Annotated in this window: 16 protein-coding genes and 4 tRNA genes; 6 read left to right on the forward strand and 14 right to left on the reverse strand. The window is 51.9% G+C overall.

Annotation, left to right across the window (positions count from 1 at the left end):
- Positions 1-648: a chemotaxis protein CheD gene (locus FCN78_RS02435; RefSeq protein ID WP_069363408.1), complete on the forward strand. Its 648-nt coding sequence runs from the start codon at positions 1-3 to the stop codon at positions 646-648.
- On the forward strand, positions 648-1,700 hold the full coding sequence (locus tag FCN78_RS02440; protein WP_069363409.1) for a protein-glutamate methylesterase/protein-glutamine glutaminase: 1,053 nt from the start codon (positions 648-650) through the stop codon (positions 1,698-1,700). The genes FCN78_RS02435 and FCN78_RS02440 overlap by 1 nt, the downstream gene beginning before the upstream one ends.
- Positions 1,701-1,797: 97 nt before the next feature.
- Here the strand turns inward: FCN78_RS02440 and FCN78_RS02445 are convergent.
- From FCN78_RS02445 to mutY, 7 genes are all read right to left on the reverse strand, one after another.
- Positions 1,798-1,873 (reverse strand) — tRNA-Asn (locus FCN78_RS02445).
- Positions 1,874-1,877: 4 nt separating this feature from the next.
- A tRNA-Phe gene (locus FCN78_RS02450) sits at positions 1,878-1,953 on the reverse strand.
- Positions 1,954-1,955: 2 nt separating this feature from the next.
- Positions 1,956-2,031, reverse strand: a tRNA-Thr gene (locus FCN78_RS02455).
- Positions 2,032-2,076: 45 nt separating this feature from the next.
- A tRNA-Phe gene (locus FCN78_RS02460) sits at positions 2,077-2,152 on the reverse strand.
- 135 nt (positions 2,153-2,287) lie between these two features.
- Entirely contained in the window at positions 2,288-3,430 is a 1,143-nt protein-coding gene (gene mltC, locus FCN78_RS02465) for a membrane-bound lytic murein transglycosylase MltC (RefSeq protein WP_077520808.1), read from the reverse strand.
- Positions 3,431-3,530: 100 nt separating this feature from the next.
- Positions 3,531-3,803: an oxidative damage protection protein gene (locus tag FCN78_RS02470; RefSeq protein ID WP_046074030.1), complete on the reverse strand. Its 273-nt coding sequence runs from the start codon at positions 3,801-3,803 to the stop codon at positions 3,531-3,533.
- Complete coding sequence (gene mutY, locus FCN78_RS02475) at positions 3,800-4,888, reverse strand: A/G-specific adenine glycosylase (RefSeq protein WP_077659081.1); 1,089 nt, start codon at positions 4,886-4,888, stop codon at positions 3,800-3,802. Before mutY ends, FCN78_RS02470 begins: the two co-directional genes overlap by 4 nt.
- A 201-nt stretch (positions 4,889-5,089) precedes the next feature.
- Between mutY and trmB the strand changes: the two genes are divergently transcribed.
- Both trmB and glsB read left to right on the forward strand, forming a co-directional pair.
- On the forward strand, positions 5,090-5,806 hold the full coding sequence (trmB, locus tag FCN78_RS02480) for a tRNA (guanosine(46)-N7)-methyltransferase TrmB (protein ID WP_077659082.1): 717 nt from the start codon (positions 5,090-5,092) through the stop codon (positions 5,804-5,806).
- Positions 5,807-5,895: 89 nt separating this feature from the next.
- A complete protein-coding gene (gene glsB, locus FCN78_RS02485; RefSeq protein WP_077484331.1) occupies positions 5,896-6,816 on the forward strand; it encodes a glutaminase B in 921 nt (306 codons plus the stop codon).
- 121 nt (positions 6,817-6,937) lie between these two features.
- Here glsB and hemL read toward each other — a convergent pair whose 3' ends face one another.
- Positions 6,938-8,230, reverse strand: coding sequence for a glutamate-1-semialdehyde 2,1-aminomutase (hemL, locus tag FCN78_RS02490; protein ID WP_069363414.1), 1,293 nt, complete (start codon positions 8,228-8,230; stop codon positions 6,938-6,940).
- A gap of 213 nt (positions 8,231-8,443) precedes the next feature.
- Between hemL and erpA the strand changes: the two genes are divergently transcribed.
- Positions 8,444-8,785 (forward strand): iron-sulfur cluster insertion protein ErpA, encoded by a 342-nt coding sequence (gene erpA, locus FCN78_RS02495; RefSeq protein WP_021022145.1) that lies wholly within the window; start codon positions 8,444-8,446, stop codon positions 8,783-8,785.
- A 74-nt stretch (positions 8,786-8,859) separates the two neighbouring features.
- Here the strand turns inward: erpA and FCN78_RS02500 are convergent, their stop codons facing one another.
- Positions 8,860-10,182, reverse strand: a complete 1,323-nt coding sequence (locus FCN78_RS02500; RefSeq protein ID WP_077599623.1) for a peptidoglycan DD-metalloendopeptidase family protein — start codon at positions 10,180-10,182, stop codon at positions 8,860-8,862.
- 244 nt (positions 10,183-10,426) lie between these two features.
- Here FCN78_RS02500 and tyrS point away from each other — a divergent pair, with 244 nt between their 5' ends.
- Positions 10,427-11,614 (forward strand): tyrosine--tRNA ligase, encoded by a 1,188-nt coding sequence (gene tyrS, locus FCN78_RS02505; RefSeq protein ID WP_077659083.1) that lies wholly within the window; start codon positions 10,427-10,429, stop codon positions 11,612-11,614.
- A 55-nt stretch (positions 11,615-11,669) separates the two neighbouring features.
- Here the strand turns inward: tyrS and FCN78_RS02510 are convergent, their stop codons facing one another.
- The 5 genes from FCN78_RS02510 to FCN78_RS02530 form a co-directional block, all read right to left on the reverse strand.
- Positions 11,670-12,281, reverse strand: a complete 612-nt coding sequence (locus FCN78_RS02510; protein WP_069363568.1) for a TRIC cation channel family protein — start codon at positions 12,279-12,281, stop codon at positions 11,670-11,672.
- A gap of 20 nt (positions 12,282-12,301) precedes the next feature.
- Entirely contained in the window at positions 12,302-13,150 is an 849-nt protein-coding gene (gene btuF, locus FCN78_RS02515; RefSeq protein WP_077649202.1) for a vitamin B12 ABC transporter substrate-binding protein BtuF, read from the reverse strand.
- 12 nt (positions 13,151-13,162) lie between these two features.
- Entirely contained in the window at positions 13,163-14,122 is a 960-nt protein-coding gene (locus FCN78_RS02520) for a cobalamin biosynthesis protein (protein ID WP_077659084.1), read from the reverse strand.
- Positions 14,123-14,134: 12 nt separating this feature from the next.
- Positions 14,135-14,830 carry a 5'-methylthioadenosine/S-adenosylhomocysteine nucleosidase gene (gene mtnN, locus FCN78_RS02525; protein WP_077659099.1) on the reverse strand — a complete coding sequence of 232 codons (696 nt, stop codon included), beginning with the start codon at positions 14,828-14,830 and terminating at the stop codon, positions 14,135-14,137.
- 129 nt (positions 14,831-14,959) lie between these two features.
- Complete coding sequence (locus tag FCN78_RS02530; protein ID WP_069363419.1) at positions 14,960-16,372, reverse strand: FAD-dependent oxidoreductase; 1,413 nt, start codon at positions 16,370-16,372, stop codon at positions 14,960-14,962.
- Positions 16,373-16,383 lie beyond the last annotated feature (11 nt).

Raw genomic sequence — 16,383 nt, forward strand, 5'->3', positions numbered from 1 at the left:
ATGCGCCAAGCCCTGGAATTACACCGGCATGCTCAAGAGAAAACACTCACCCGTTTTTTTAGTCCTGAGCACGACAAGCACATGGTGAAGCTACAACCGGGCGATGTTTATGTCAGCGCTAATGATGAGTTGATTGCCACTGGCTTGGGCTCATGCATAGCTGCGTGTATTTGGGATCCCGAATCTCAAGTGGGCGGCATGAACCATTTTATGTTGCCTCTTAAGTGCGAAGAGGCAGAGAGTGCTTGGACAGCGGAGCCGTATTTGTCTCATGCTGCCCGTTACGGTAATTACGCCATGGAAATACTGATTAATTCTTTGCTTCAACAAGGGGCGGTAAAAAGTCGGCTAAGAGTGAAGTTATTCGGTGGTGGTAACATTATGAGGCAAAATATTGCCATTGGCCGCAAAAATATCGACTTTGTTCGTCAATATGTCACCAATGAGCAGCTTCTCTTGGTGTCGGAAGATCTTGGACAGGTCTTTCCTCGCCAAGTGCTCTTCGATCCTCGCACGGGTAAGGCTTGGGTGAAGAAAATCCAGTCACTGAGTCAGCAATTGGTGGCGGAAGAGAGCCAGTACAATCAGCGCTTGCTGCGAGAGTCTTATGAGGATGGCACCGATGAGCAAGACGTGGAGCTATTCTGATGAGCCAATATCGTTACAAAGTATTGGTGGTTGATGATTCCTTGCTCTATCGCACCCTAATCAGGGAATGCTTAGACAGTGACAGCGAGTTAGAGGTCGTTGGCTTGGCTGCCGATCCTTACGAGGCGCGTGAAAAAATTAAAAAGTTTAACCCGGATGTGATCACGCTCGATGTTGAAATGCCCAAAATGGATGGCATCCAGTTTCTTAAAAACCTGATGCGTTTACGACCGATGCCAGTGATCATGGTGTCGACCCTGACCCAGCATGGCGCAGATGTCACCCTGACAGCACTGGAGGTTGGGGCGGTGGATTATGTACCTAAACCATCATTGAACCTTGCCACTGCCATGATCCGTGAGCGTGAGGAGCTGATCAGCAAAGTGAAGATGGCGGCGCAGGCGAGTGTTGGCCACACAAACCTTTGGAATAAACCGCCGAACGTCACCATCGACCGTCAGCATTTCAACCGTAGTGGCTATCAAGTGATCGGGCTAGGGGCATCGACGGGCGGGACAGAGGCACTACGTGGTATCCTCGAGCGCTTACCCAAGCACATGCCACCCATTGTGGTCACACAGCATATCAAAGCAGCGTTTTGTGGCCCTTTTGCCGAGCGATTAGACCGCGTATGTCGATTGCAAGTTGAAGCCGTCACATCAGACACAGTGCTGTTGGCGCAAGGGCGCGTGTATGTCGCGCCTGGCGATCGACACCTCACCGTGGTCAACCGGCAAGGACATTTGTACTGTCAGCTCTCCGATAGTGCTCCCGTTGAGCGCCACCGCCCTTCCGTGGATGTGATGTTTTCATCCATCGCAGGCTCTGTCGGCAGACAGTCGATTGGCGTGATATTGACCGGAATGGGAAGAGATGGCGCCACTGGGCTATTGAAAATGCGCCAAGCGGGGGCGCTGACTGCCGCGCAAGACCAAGCCAGCTCTGTTATATGGGGAATGCCTCGCGTGGCAATTGAACGAGGGGGAGCGGCAAAGACGCTGTGTTTAACGGAAGTCGCGAATTTTTTAGTGGAGGCCATTTATGGGGACTAAGTGCGTTATCGCGACTTAGAGTGTGGGCGAGTAATACGGCATGGCGATAGCCAAACAAAAAAAACGCTAACCTTTCGGCTAGCGTTTTCTTTAAAAGTGGCTCCCCCAACTGGACTCGAACCAGTGACATACGGATTAACAGTCCGGCGTTCTACCAACTGAACTATGGGGGAATAATGGTGCCTCGAGGCGGAATCGAACCACCGACACGGGGATTTTCAATCCCCTGCTCTACCAACTGAGCTATCGAGGCAATGGTGCCGGCTGCCGGAGTCGAACTGGCGACCTACTGATTACAAGTCAGTTGCTCTACCAACTGAGCTAAGCCGGCACACAAATCGCGAAATACTGTGTGTCACACCATTATTTCATTATATGGTGCCCGGAGGCGGAATCGAACCACCGACACGGGGATTTTCAATCCCCTGCTCTACCGACTGAGCTATCCGGGCCAACGGGGCGCTATTAAACGGATTTTCCGTCTCACCGTCAACTGTTTTTTTGAAAAAAGTGCTGATATCGCATTGCTTGAATAAAAACTCAGCGAAGTGCGACAAAAACAGGCAAAAATCGGCGCTGACCACCCTTTATTGGGGGAGTTTAGAAAACGCTTTTTGATAGCGGGTGACCTTTTGTAAGTAGCGCCGTGACTCCGAAGAGGGATGGCGATGGGTCAGTGCCCAATAGACTTGGTTCGGGCGCAGCTTGTTTAAATCCTGCATGGCCCGACGTCTATTCGTATCAAATGTGCGCAGCACATTGCCTGTCCCGCCGTTATAGGCTGAAATCATGCTGTAGTGCAGAGACAGTGGATCGCGCACCGCTTTAAGGTAGCGGTTTTTGAGAATATAAAAATAGGCGGTGCCAGTATCTATATTCCGCTCTGGATCAAAGAGATACTTGGGGGTAGGTTGGCCACTGCGTTTTTTGACTAATTTGAACACATCACGTCCGGCCGTCTTGGGCACCACTTGCATTAGGCCATAGGCATTGGCCCAGCTCACCGCATAAGGGTTAAAACTGCTTTCGGTTTTGATGATCGCATAAATCAGCTTTTCCGAGATGCCATAACGCTTGGACGCACGGCGGACGATATCGGCATATTGATAGCTGCGCTTGGCGGCATGATCCTTGACCATGGGAATGGTGACGTAATACATGTTTTGAAAACGTACTTTTTTCTTTTTTAAGCGCTTATCAATCAGGTAATTCGCAAAGCGATTGGCGCGCCACTCCCAAGTAATGGTTTTTCCTTCATGATCCACCACTTGGCCTTCGAGAAACGGACGCCCATTGAGTGGCACTTTCGCCGCAGAATAGAGATCGACGGAGGCCGGATCTCTTGGCGTAAGCAAGGTGGTGACAATGGCTTGTTTGAGGTGGGACTTCGGTGCATCCGTGGCGACGGTTTCCACGCGGATAACACCGCGTTCAAAATCAATGCGCGCCCGGCTTTTGTAATTGTCTGTGTATTTGACGTAATCCCGTTTGCCTGACACGAACACTTGGTTTTCGCCCCAGCGCACCTCAATGTTGCCAGTGAATTGGCTAATCAGTTGATTAAGGGCGTCGATGTCTTTTTCGAACTGGCCGGGGATGGGCGCTAGGTTTTTGGCAAACCGATTGGTGGTTTGATAATCCACGCCCACATATTTTTCTACGCTTTCGCGGCTACAACCGGACAGCAAGGTGCTAAAGCAGCACACCAACAAGCAAAGTATTCGCGTCATCGTTTATTGCATTAGTATAAAAAACACCCGCACTGAGACTAACACAATGCGGGTGTTTTGTAGCCTTGACGATGCCCGAGTGTGGGCGGGACCGCGTTAATTAAGCCTCGGGTGGCACATAGCCGTCGATGTGCACATCTTGGCCTTCAAATAAAAACTTGACCATTTCTTCTTCGATCACCTTGCGGTGCTCAGGATCCATCATGTTGAGTTTCTTCTCGTTGATGAGCATGGTCTGTTTTTTCTGCCACTCAGCCCAGGCTTCTTTGGAAATGTTGTCATAAATGCGTTTGCCCAGCTCGCCGGGATAAAGCTGGAAATCTAGCCCGTCGGCTTCTTTTTGTAGACGTTGGCAAAATACGGTACGGCTCATAATCTAGGCTCCTTGTCATCGCCTGTGAGGTGTTGTTGGCGCTCGTGTTCTAATAAGGTTAACAGCTTTTTCACGGGTGCGGCTAACCCAACTTTTGCTGGTTGCGACAAGTTATACCAAAGCCCTTGGTTCGCTTCCATGATGATTTGCGGTCGCTGATTCACACACACCTTGACGGGGACAATGTCTAGGTGGAAGTGGCTAAATGTGTGTCTAAACGCGGTGAGCACCTCAGTGTGAGTCGGTTTGATCCCCTGCAGCTTATCGGCAATATCGTCATCAAGTGTCTGCTCTGATGCTTCCGGTAAGCACCATAGCCCGCCCCATAGTCCACTGGGCGGACGCTGCTCTAACCAGATATCGTCTTGGTATTGAATAAGTAAAAAGCTGACTTGCTTTACGGGCAGAGTTTTTTTGGGCTTTTTACCGGGAAAATCAAGCTGACGGCCTTGCGCGCGCGCTTCACAGCGGTCTGCGACCGGGCAAAGCTCGCACTTAGGCTTGCTGCGAGTACACACCATGGCACCCATATCCATCATCGCTTGGTTGTATTTATCGGTATCCGTGGTGGGCGTGAGTGCCTCAGCGATTTCCCAAAGCTTGTTTTCTACCGGCTTTTTTCCCGGCCAGCCCTCGACGGCATAGCAGCGTGCCAAGGTGCGTTTGACGTTGCCATCCAAAATAGGGTGGGGCTGATTAAGCGACAGCGATAGCACTGCGCCGGCAGTTGAGCGCCCGACACCAGGTAGCGCCATGACTTGCTCGAGTGTGGTCGGAAACACGCCGTTGTGCTCGCGGGCGATCACTTGTGCGGCTTTGTGTAGGTTGCGGGCGCGGGCGTAATAGCCAAGTCCTGTCCATAGGTGCAACACTTCGTCTTGTTCGGCATTGGCGAGATCGGTGACTGTTGGAAAGCGCGTCATAAAACGCTCAAAGTAAGGGATCACCGTACTCACTTGGGTTTGCTGCAGCATGATCTCGCTGAGCCAGACCTTATACGGGGTTTTGTTTTTTTGCCAAGGCAGAGTTTTACGGCCATATTGCTCGTACCAGTTTAAAATGGCGTCGGAAAAAGATTGACTCACTGTGCTCTCTCTTATTGTTTTGCTCACACGTGCACAAAGGCAGGTCACAGGGTACACTAACGAGCAGGCACACTAATAGGATCAGTGCGGCCAACTTGCGCAATGGCGAAAACTTTGCATAATGCGCAGTCCGTTTAGATTTCCAACAATCGATGGTCTTTTTCACCACCATCACTAACACTGCATCACAGGCACTCAATCATGACTGAAGTCACTAAAACCGAACTGACCGAGGATGGCAAAGTTATTCGTAAAGTACGCAGCTTTGTGCGTCGCGAAGGCCGTTTAACCAAAGGCCAAGAGCAAGCGCTCAACGAATCTTGGCCGACCATGGGCATTGACTTCGAGGCGACCGAACTGGACTGGCTGCAGGTGTTTGGCAACGACAATCCGGTGGTGCTGGAAATCGGTTTCGGTATGGGCGCTTCTTTGGTGGAGATGGCTAAAAATGCCCCCGAGAAAAACTTTGTGGGTATTGAAGTCCACACCCCAGGCGTGGGTGCTTGTTTGATGGCCGCGCGCGAAGCCGGTGTCACCAACCTACGTGTGATGTGTCACGATGCGGTCGAGGTGTTTGAGCAAATGCTGCCAAAAGACAGCCTCGACACCGTGCAACTGTTCTTCCCTGATCCTTGGCATAAAAAACGTCACCATAAGCGCCGCATTGTCCAACTACCGTTTGCTGAAATGGTACGTGACAAGCTGAAAGTGGGTGGCGTATTCCACATGGCCACTGACTGGGAAAACTATGCCGAACATATGATTGACGTGATGGAAGCCGCGCCTCACTATCAGAACGTGGCGCAAGAGGGGCTTTATGTCCCACGCCCTGACGATCGTCCTCTGACTAAATTTGAGCAGCGTGGACAGCGCCTTGGCCACGGTGTTTGGGATATCAAATACACGCGCACCGCCTAAAAGACGCGTGTATCACTCAGCATCTGTTACGCACTTAAAGCCAACCTGAGGTTGGCTTTTTTGTCCTATGTTGTAGAAGGAACCTGCCCTTGAAACCCAGTGCGCAATTACTCGAGCAAATTCTTGACGATGTTCGGCCATTAATTGGACAAGGCAAGGTGGCTGACTATATTCCCGCATTAGCCGATGTAGCCAATCACAAACTCGGGATCGCCGTGTGTTATAAAGATGGCGATGTGATCCGTGCCGGCGATGCGGATGAGGCATTCTCTATTCAATCGATCTCCAAGGTGTTGAGTCTGACACTGGCGATGCAAAACTATCAAGCTGAGGAAATCTGGACGCGTGTGGGCAAAGAGCCCTCTGGACAAGCGTTTAATTCGTTAATCCAGCTTGAGATGGAGCAAGGGATCCCGCGTAACCCCTTTATTAACGCCGGTGCATTGGTCGTCAGCGACATGCTACACACGCGCCAGTCTGCGCCTCGTCAACGGATGCTTGAATTTGTACGCCACCTCGCGGGTAACCCTCATTTGTGTTACGACAAGGCAGTGGCGGACTCCGAAATGCTGCACAGCGACAGAAACGCAGCGATTGCCTATCTGATGCGTGCATTTGGCAATTTTGATAATGATGTGGTGCCAGTATTAACCAACTATTTTCATTATTGTGCGTTAGAGATGAGCTGTGTCGATTTGGCAAAGGCGTTTTTCTACCTGGCCAATAAAGGGACACCGCTAAGTGATGACACCGCTATCTTGAGCCCGACACAAAGCAAACAGATGAACGCCTTATTGGCGACTTGTGGCTTGTACGATGGTGCGGGTGAATTTGCTTATCGCGTAGGCATGCCAGGTAAATCCGGGGTAGGCGGGGGCATTATTGCCGTTGTGCCTGGTGAGATGTCGATTGCCGTCTGGTCGCCGGAGCTAGACCCTTCGGGCAATTCCTTAGCGGGAACGGCTGCGTTGGAGCTATTATCGGCTCGAATTGGCCGCTCGATATTTTAGTGTCAACCTCGATATTGCGCCTATGATAAGGGCAATATGCATACCTTTAAGTACAAAAAAGCCCCGCAGTCACCTGTGGGGCTTTTTAGCATCACGGCGATACCGCGATAACATCAAGGAGCTAGGCGTCAGCGGCCAATGTGGCGAAAGCATGGTCAGCGGCCGCGAGCGTGGCATCAATTTCTTTTTGCCCATGCGCTAAGCAGGTAAAGCAAGCCTCAAACGCAGAAGGGGCCAAGTACACGCCTTGCTCGAGCATCAAGTGGAAGAAACGCTTGAAGCGCTCGGTGTCACACTGTTGCACATCTTTAAAGCAGGTGACGGTTTCTTGCTCGGTGAAGAAGAAGCCAAACATCGCGCCTGCTTGGTTCGTGGTCAGCGCAATACCGTGTTTGTCAGCTAAGGATTTGAACCCTTCTGCGAGCTGATGGGTCACATGGGTCAAGTAATCGTGGTTACCTGGCTGGCGAAGCTCAGACAAACAGGCGTGACCGGCCGCCATGGCGACGGGATTCCCGGCGAGTGTTCCCGCTTGGTATACTGGCCCTGTCGGAGCCAAGTATTCCATTACCTCACGACGTCCCCCGAATGCCCCCACTGGCATACCACCACCGACAATTTTGCCTAATGTGGTTAAGTCAGGTTTGACGTCGTAGTAAGCTTGCGCGCCACCTAATGCCACGCGAAAGCCAGTCATGACTTCATCAAAAATCAGTAAGGCACCGAACTCATCACACAGTTCGCGCAGGCCTTGTAAGAAGCCGGGTTGCGGCGGCACACAGTTCATGTTGCCGGATACCGGCTCAACAATGATACAAGCCACCTCGTCAGGATAGGTCTCAAACGTTTGGCGCACCGAGTCTAGGTCGTTATAGGTGCAGGTCAGAGTGTGCTTGGCAAAGTCGGCCGGCACCCCTGGAGAGTTGGGTTCACCGAGGGTGAGGGCACCAGACCCCGCTTTGACCAGCAAGCAATCGCCATGGCCGTGATAGTTGCCCTCAAATTTGATGAATTTATCGCGTTTGGTAAATCCGCGCGCAAGGCGAATGGCGCTCATGGTCGCTTCAGTGCCTGAGTTCACCATGCGTACCATTTCCATCGAAGGCACTAACTCTGCTACCAGCTCCGATAAGGTTGTTTCACTCTCGGTTGGCGCACCAAAGCTGAGGCCACGCTGAGCAGCATCCACCACGGCTTCGCGGATTGCGCTGTGATTATGGCCTAAGATCATCGGCCCCCAAGAGCCAACAAAATCGATATAAGCTTTGCCGTCGGCATCAAAAATGTACGCGCCGTCAGCACGCTCCATGAAGACAGGGTCGCCGCCGACACCGGCAAAAGCACGCACGGGAGAATTCACGCCACCGGGAATGGTGCGTCTAGCTTGTTGAAAAAGTTGTGCTGATTTGGTCATGACATATCCTGTTTGGTAAGGCTTGGCCTAAATTGCGTTGGCGTATTTTAACCAAAGATACGGAACACTGGCGAGGTAGAGTATGATTTCGTTAAGACAAGATTGGCAATTAATACGTACTGATCACAGTTGCGATCAAACGCGCAATACTTGAACACTTTACTCAGGTATTAGATAATCCCATACTTAGCACAAAGAGCATGTGAGGTAACAATGAGCGAAGCACCTTTGCCGTTAGAGTTTTCTGAGGCCGCGGCAACCAAGGTAAAGACGCTGATTCAGGAAGAAGAAAACCCCAACCTGAAGTTGCGCGTCTATATCACCGGTGGTGGCTGTAGCGGCTTCCAATATGGTTTTACCTTCGATGAAAACGTCAATGAAGGGGATATGGAGATCGAAAAAAGCGGCGTGATGCTGGTGGTTGATCCTATGAGCTTACAGTACCTGATGGGCGGTAAGGTTGACTACACCGAGGGCCTTGAAGGATCGCGCTTTTTCATTGATAACCCTAATGCCACAACGACTTGTGGTTGTGGTGCGTCATTTAGCGTTTAATCGTGTTGTGGCGATACCGCTGACGACAATCAAAAACGGCGCCTGCAGGCGCCGTTTTTGATCCGCAGAGCTGATTAGCCGCCACGGTTATAGTGGTTAAGGCTGCCAACTGTGGCCAACAGCTGGTTAAACTTACTCAACTGAGCCATGCGTGACTCAGCCAAACGCACAAACGCCTTCTTTTGTTCACCTTGAAGAGACTTGGCTTCAGGCAGTTTTACCGTCCGCGGGTTTTTATGGACACCGTGAACGAGAAACTCATAGTGCAAGTGTGCACCCGTCACCCGCCCTGTTGAACCTAGCGTACCGATAATATCCCCTTGTTTGACGCGCTGACCGGTTTTCACTTTACGCTTGGTCAGGTGCAAATACTTGGTGATATAGGTCGAGCTGTGGCGGATAAACACATAGTTGCCGTTGAAGCGGTTGTATGAGGCTTTCATCACCACGCCGTCCCCGGCGGCTTTGATTGGGGTTCCCACTGGCGCAACATAATCGGTGCCACGGTGCGGCTTCACACGGCCAGTGACTGGGTGCAAACGACGTGGGTTGAAGTTTGAGCTGACATAGCGGAAGTTAACCGGTGAGCGCAAAAACGCCTTTTTCATCGCCTTGCCGCTCGGTGTGTAGTACTTGCCATTTTTGGCGCGTACTGCCGTGAAGGTATCCCCTCGGTTGGTGAAGGTGGCGGCGAGGATATTGCCACTGCCTATATGCTCTCCTTCGACAAATTCTTCTTCGTACAGCACTGAAAAGCTATCGCCATTGCGAATATCAAGGGCAAAATCCACATCCCAGCCAAAAATCCCCGCGAGTTGCATGATCTGATTTGGGTTTAATCCAGCATCAGAAGCAGCTTGCCAAAAGTTTGACTTGATAGTCGCACGGGCAAAGTTTAGCTGCGTATCAACGTGCTTGGTTTCCAGCCGTGATTGATAGCTCTCATCAATTTTATTCACGATCAGGGTTTCGTTACTGCCTCGTGGTTGAATGAGCTGCACCAGCTCGCCGTCATCATCAACCCCTAGACGTACTTCATCGCCTGGGTTTAAGTAAGCGAGACTTTGCGTTCTTTCGTCGGCATTGACGAGACGATAGAGGGTGGTTGGGCTTAATCCCGCACGGCTAAACAGTAGCGCCATGCTCTCGCCAGGCTGTACTTCATAGGTTTGCCAGTGGATATTGCGCTTAAACTGCGCGGGCATTTCATCTTTGGGAGGCAGGAGTGAGACGGCCTCAACCGGTAAAGGGTAGTGCTTTCCCGGTTCGAAATTAGGTTTAGGGCGCGGCGTATCGGTGCCGTCTGGTACCAACATTAACAAGACAATGAATGCGCTTAATGCACCGATAACGAGTTTATGTAACTTGGGTAAGGCTGCGAGTTTATTTAACGGCATGAAGACTATGTTGAATCACTACGAATAAAGTTATGACAGTCAGACACCCAATCGGTTTTATTGGGGATGATGCCCTGAAGTAGATTTGACACGGCTGACACAAAGACCACATACATCTTTTGACGGCAGCCGCTGCGCGCACCTTGTACACACTCTATCAGTTTAACTGGTTTCAAAAACTGTCGCTATTCGAGTAATATGTCGGTTTATCACATTTTTGCCTATTGGGTAGGAGCAAGAGACTATGGCGAGCCTGGAAGCCGCGCTAGCAGAGCTAAAACGTGGCGTAGATGAAGTAATCCCGGAAGACGAGCTGGTGGCGAAGCTGAAAGAGGATCGTCCTCTTCGCATCAAACTTGGCGCGGATCCCACCGCACCCGATATCCACCTGGGTCACACAGTGATCCTTAATAAGCTGCGAGCTTTTCAAGCGCTTGGCCACGAAGTGATCTTCTTGATTGGCGACTATACCGGTATGGTAGGTGACCCAAGTGGTAAAAATACAACCCGTCCGCCTTTGACGCGTGAGCAGGTGCTGCAAAACGCAGAGACCTACAAAGAGCAGGTGTTCAAAATTCTGGATCCGGCGAAAACGCGTATCGAATTTAACTCGAAATGGCTAGGAGAGCTGGGCACAGATGGCATGATCCGTTTGGCAGCAAGCTCCACCGTGGCTCGCATGCTTGAGCGTGATGACTTTAAAAAGCGCTATACCAGCAACCAAGCCATTGCTATCCATGAGTTCATCTACCCACTGCTTCAAGGGCACGACTCCGTCGCGCTAGAAGCGGATGTTGAGTTGGGGGGCACCGATCAAAAATTCAACTTGCTGATGGGGCGCGAGCTACAAAAACAAGCAGGACAAAGCCCGCAAGTGGTGATGACCATGCCACTACTGGTTGGATTAGACGGTGTGAAAAAGATGTCTAAGTCAGCACATAACTACATTGGTGTAAGCGAGCGCCCGGATGACATGTTCGGTAAGATCATGTCGATTTCTGACGATCTGATGTGGGATTACTATGAGCTGCTGTCTTTCCGCCCACTTGAGGAGGTGGCACAGTTTAAGCAAGACGTACAAGCCGGGAAAAACCCGCGTGATATTAAGATCTTGCTAGCCAAAGAAATCATCGCGCGTTTCCACTCCGAAGCCGATGCTGATGCCGCTGAACAAACGTTCGTCAATCGTTTCCAAAAAGGCGCAATGCCGGATGAGATGCCAAGCTTTACCTTCGAGCAAGGTATGGCGATTGCTAATCTGTTAAAAGAAGCTGGGCTGGTTAACTCCACTTCGGATGCATTGCGTATGGTTCGCCAAGGCGCGGTGAAAATTGATGGTGAAAAAGTCGAAGATACCAAGCTAGTGCCAGCGGCGGGTGAAGCCGTTTACCAAGTAGGTAAGCGCAAGTTTGCTCGGGTGACGCTCAGCTAAATACCTTGTATGCGTCAACTAAGAAAGCCCTTGCCATGACGCAAGGGCTTTTTATTTAGCGGTCTAGTGCGAACGGCGGTAAGGATAAATGCCAGCGGATCGCCGCTAAGCGAATCAATAGTGTGGTGACCATACCGACAATAGAGGCCGTGACAGTGCCTGGGCTGACTTGAACGGCGAGGGTGTGAACGATACCGCCGGCAATACAGGCAGTGGCATAGACTTCTGTTCTCAGCACCATAGGCACTTCGCGTGCGAGCACATCACGAATAATGCCGCCACCACACGCGGTAATCACGCCCATGATCACCGCCACCAAGGGAGATGCGCCATAACTGAGGGCTTTATCGACGCCGATACCCACAAAGACCGCCAGCCCAACGGCATCGGCGCAAGGCAACACGTACCAGGGAAGACGACGAGGGTGACGAATAAGTAGCATAGTGGCGACACAGGTGGCCAATATCACCCAAATATAGGTGGTGTCGGTAATCCAAAATGCCGGTGTGGCACCGATTGCCATATCTCGGACTGTCCCGCCGCCTATAGCGGTGGCACAGGCGAGAACCACTACACCAAAGGGATCCATACGTAAACGACCCGCCACCAGCACACCGGAAATCGCGAACACGGCCGTACCGAATAAGTCGAATAAATACAAAATCATGGTCTGAGTCATGCTAAATCCTATTGCGCCTGACGGACTTTATCGAGGGCGGTACAAATTTGCTCGGCCGCGTTTAATGCGCGAGGGGTCGCGCGAGTGAGCCAATCCGGGTTAAGTGGCCAAGTAAACTGGTGCGTCGTATTAGGCAGCAAGTCGGCCATCGAATCCCAACTGTCTGGTGGCTGCTCGCCCGTGTGGAAAAGCACCTTGGGGGTACGTGTGATGACTTGCTCCATGTTTACTTGTGGATAGGCGGCGGCGCTATCGGCGAAGATATTTTTCCCGCCACACAAGCGAAATAACTGACTCGGCCAAGCGCGGTTACTGGCGGTCATCAGTGGCGTGTCACTGAGTAAATAAAAGTAGGGAACGGGCTCTGCATCGCGGTATTGGGCGTTTAATTGCGCCAGTTTTTGATCAAAGGCGTTGGCATTGCGCGTGGCAATGTCTGGGCTCTCGCTATAATCGCCAAGCTCGCGAATAAACTGACTAATATCACTGAGCGTGTTGGGATTGAGGTAACGGATGGTAAAGCCTAATTCCGCCAGTGCTTCCAGAGGTTTAGGTGGGTTCCCGCCGCGCCAAGCTAAAATAAGATCGGGTTGCAGGGCGATAATGCGCTCGAGTTTGACGCCCCGATAGTTGGCCACGCGTTCAAGCGATTGCGCTGGCTGCGGATAATCACTGTAAGCACTGGCGGCGACCATATTAGGACCCAGCCCAGCGGCATAAGCTAGCTCGGTGGCATGGGGAGCGAGGCTAATCACTCGCAGCGGGGTGGCGTGTGCAAAAGGCATCCATATTAAAGCCAAGACAAGCCACCAAGCTTGCAAGCGAAAAAGGGTAAAAAGGGCACGAAAACGCGGCATCAATCAGTGTCCTTAAACGATTAAAACCAAAGAGCATAACCCGAGCCAGATTAAAACACTGTGGGTTAACTTCAAGCGCAGCAATAAAAGGTGATAACAAGCAGGGGTGACCCCATAGCCAATTTTGGTTCTCAAGGTCTTGGTGCCTTGATAGACAGCTGGGCCGCCTAGAGAGAGCTGGAAGCGACTGCCCGCGCAGGCGAGTAGCCAACCTGATCCAAGCGTTCGCCAGCGTCTGCCCTGCTGCCAGCCGGTTTTCAGGTGTGACCAAGGTTGACGGCTCATTGCCACGATCATCGCAAATAGCCCCATTGGCACTATATCCAACAGGTTCAATAAGCGGGCACTGGCCAAGCCAAATGGGTAGTAGCTTAAGCGGCTTGGGGTCCAAACGCGGTGAAGGTGTACCAAGCTGGTGTACAGCAAGGCACCTACGCCGCCTGCCAGCAGATAATAAAATATCACGCAAACACAGTGTCGCGCGGTGCCGAGAAGCAGTGTTTCCGCTGCCGCTTTCCCTATTCCAATCAATGACAGAGACTCGGTTTCACGGTTGACGCGGGTGGCGAGCAACGCGCGCGCTGCACCTTTGTCATGTTGGTCTATTGCATGGGCGATGGTATGGCCAAACTTATCGATCGGTCGCCAATCAAGTGCGAGCCAGAGCAATATGGCATCGAACAGGGGGCGCGACCACACCAGCTCGCGGGTGGCGATTAAAAAAATCGCGAGGGTGCCACCCATCAAGATTAAGGCGAGCGCACCGGCAAGCTTACGCTGGCGCTTAGGGTCTGTGTCTTTATTGACTTGGCTCGCGAGCAAGTCGGCATACTGCCGCCAGTATTGAAACGGGGAGTATTGACCGGGCAATGGGAGTAGCCAGTGCACAAATACCGCCAACCACAGTGCCCATAAGCGTCCTTGGTCGGCGGCGTAGATCATCCATTGTTGCGGATTGAGCAAATCATCCATGGGGGCGTGCGATTAGGCGTCGATCATTGTGACCATGTTTTCCACCATGGCCGATGAGCTTTTGGCCGCTAATGGCAGAAACTCTTCAAAGGTCATGGGTGACTCTTTTTCGGCCACGACATCCGAGATGGCACGCACCACCACAAACGGCGTGGCAAACTGGGCACACACTTGCGCGATCGCTGCCGCTTCCATTTCGGCGGCCACCGCATCTGGGAAGTGGGTATGGATATGTTGGCGGTGGGCCTCGGTGTGGACAAAGGTATCGGCGGTACAGATCAAGCCACGCACCACATGTGTTTGGCTGTCCACGGCTTTTTCCGCGAGTTGCATTAACGCTTCATCGGACTCGAAGACCGCTGGTTGCTGCGGCACTTGTCCCATTTGATAGCCGAATGAAGTGGCATCAGCATCGTGATAACAGACTTTTGAAGACACCACCACATCACCCAGATTGAGTGAAGGCTCAAACGCACCGGCCGACCCTGTGTTGATCACCCAATCGGGCTTGAATTGTGATAGCAGCAAACTGGTACCAACGGCAGCGGCAACTTTACCGATGCCAGACTGAAGTAACACGATATCATGGCCTTGCAAAGTGCCCGTATAAAAGGTGCAGCCGCCTTCTTGATGAGTGGCGCTATTTTCCAGCTTGTCGCGCAGTAGAGTGACTTCTTGCTCCATGGCGCCAATAATACCGATTTTCATGCTGATAACCCTGTTAGTGTAAATGCCGTTAGTGTACATGAGGCAATAAAAAAGTGCCTCCTTTGAGGCACTTCTGGATCGATAACATCGATGTCTACGTGAAGGATATCAAACGGTATGTCGCCCGCGTTATACTTCTAAGTAGTCCATGATGCCGTCCGCGGCTTTGCGACCTTCATCAATGGCCGTCACCACCAAATCGGAGCCGCGCACCGCATCGCCCCCGGCAAAAATTTTGGGGTTCGTAGTTTGGTACAAGATATCCCCTTTGGCGGGCGCTTGGATTCGCCCGCGCTCATCAAGAGCGACGTCGTAGGGTTCTAGCCATTCCATTGCGTGCGGCTGGAAACCGAAGGCCATGATCACCGCATCCGCTTCCAGCACATGCTCACTGCCTTCAATCGGCTCTGGGCGGCGGCGACCCGCGGCATCAGGCGCTCCGAGCTGGGTTTTTACCACAGTAACCCCACTCACATTGCCGTTACCGTCAACTTCAATCCCCAGCGGTTGCAGGTTGAACATAAAGTTCACCCCTTCTTCGCGGGCATTTTTCACCTCACGGCGCGAGCCAGGCATGTTTTCCTCATCCCGACGGTAGGCACAGGTGACACTGGCGGCTTGTTGGCGAATTGAGGTACGGACACAGTCCATCGCGGTATCTCCCCCTCCAAGCACCACGACACGTTTCCCCGCCATATCGATGAACGGTGGGGCGTTATCCAGTGCCATCACCTTGTAAGTATTGGAGACTAAGAAGGGCAGGGCATCAAAGACGCCAGGTGCATCTTCATTAGCCAGCCCTGCACGCATGTACTTATAGGTACCTACCCCTAAGAAAACGGCATCGTAGTCGTTAACCAAGGTTTGCATGTCAATATCTTTGCCCACTTCGGTGTTAAGGCGAAACTCAACGCCCATCTCGGTAAAGACGCGCTGGCGATGTCGCATCACATCTTTTTCGAGCTTAAACGATGGAATGCCAAAAGTGAGCAAGCCCCCAATTTCTGGGTAGCGGTCAAAGACCACGGGTTTGACCCCGTTGCGGACCAGCACATCGGCGCAGGCGAGCCCCGCTGGGCCGGCACCAATCACGGCGACCTTTTTGTCTGTCCACTCGACGTGTGACATGTCAGGCTTCCAGCCCATTTCAAAGGCTTTGTCCGTGATGTACTTTTCGACATTGCCGATGGTGACGGCGCCAAAGTCGTCGTTGAGGGTGCAGTCACCCTCGCACAGACGGTCTTGTGGACAGACACGGCCACATACCTCGGGCAAGCTATTGGTTTGGTGTGATAACTCTACCGCTTCAATTATCCGCCCTTGGTTGGCAAGTTCCAGCCATTGAGGGATATAGTTATGTACCGGACACTTCCATTCGCAATACGGGTTACCGCAATCAAGGCAGCGATCGGCTTGTGCTGATACTTCCTTTTCGGTGAAGGGTTCGTAGATTTCGACGAACTCAATTTTGCGCGTTTCAATCGCTTTCTTACGCGGGTCAATGCGTTGTACATCAATAAACTGATAGATGTTCTGGCTCATGGGTCCCTCCT

It is taken from the genome of Salinivibrio kushneri, assembly GCF_005280275.1.
GTDB lineage: Bacteria > Pseudomonadota > Gammaproteobacteria > Enterobacterales > Vibrionaceae > Salinivibrio > Salinivibrio kushneri.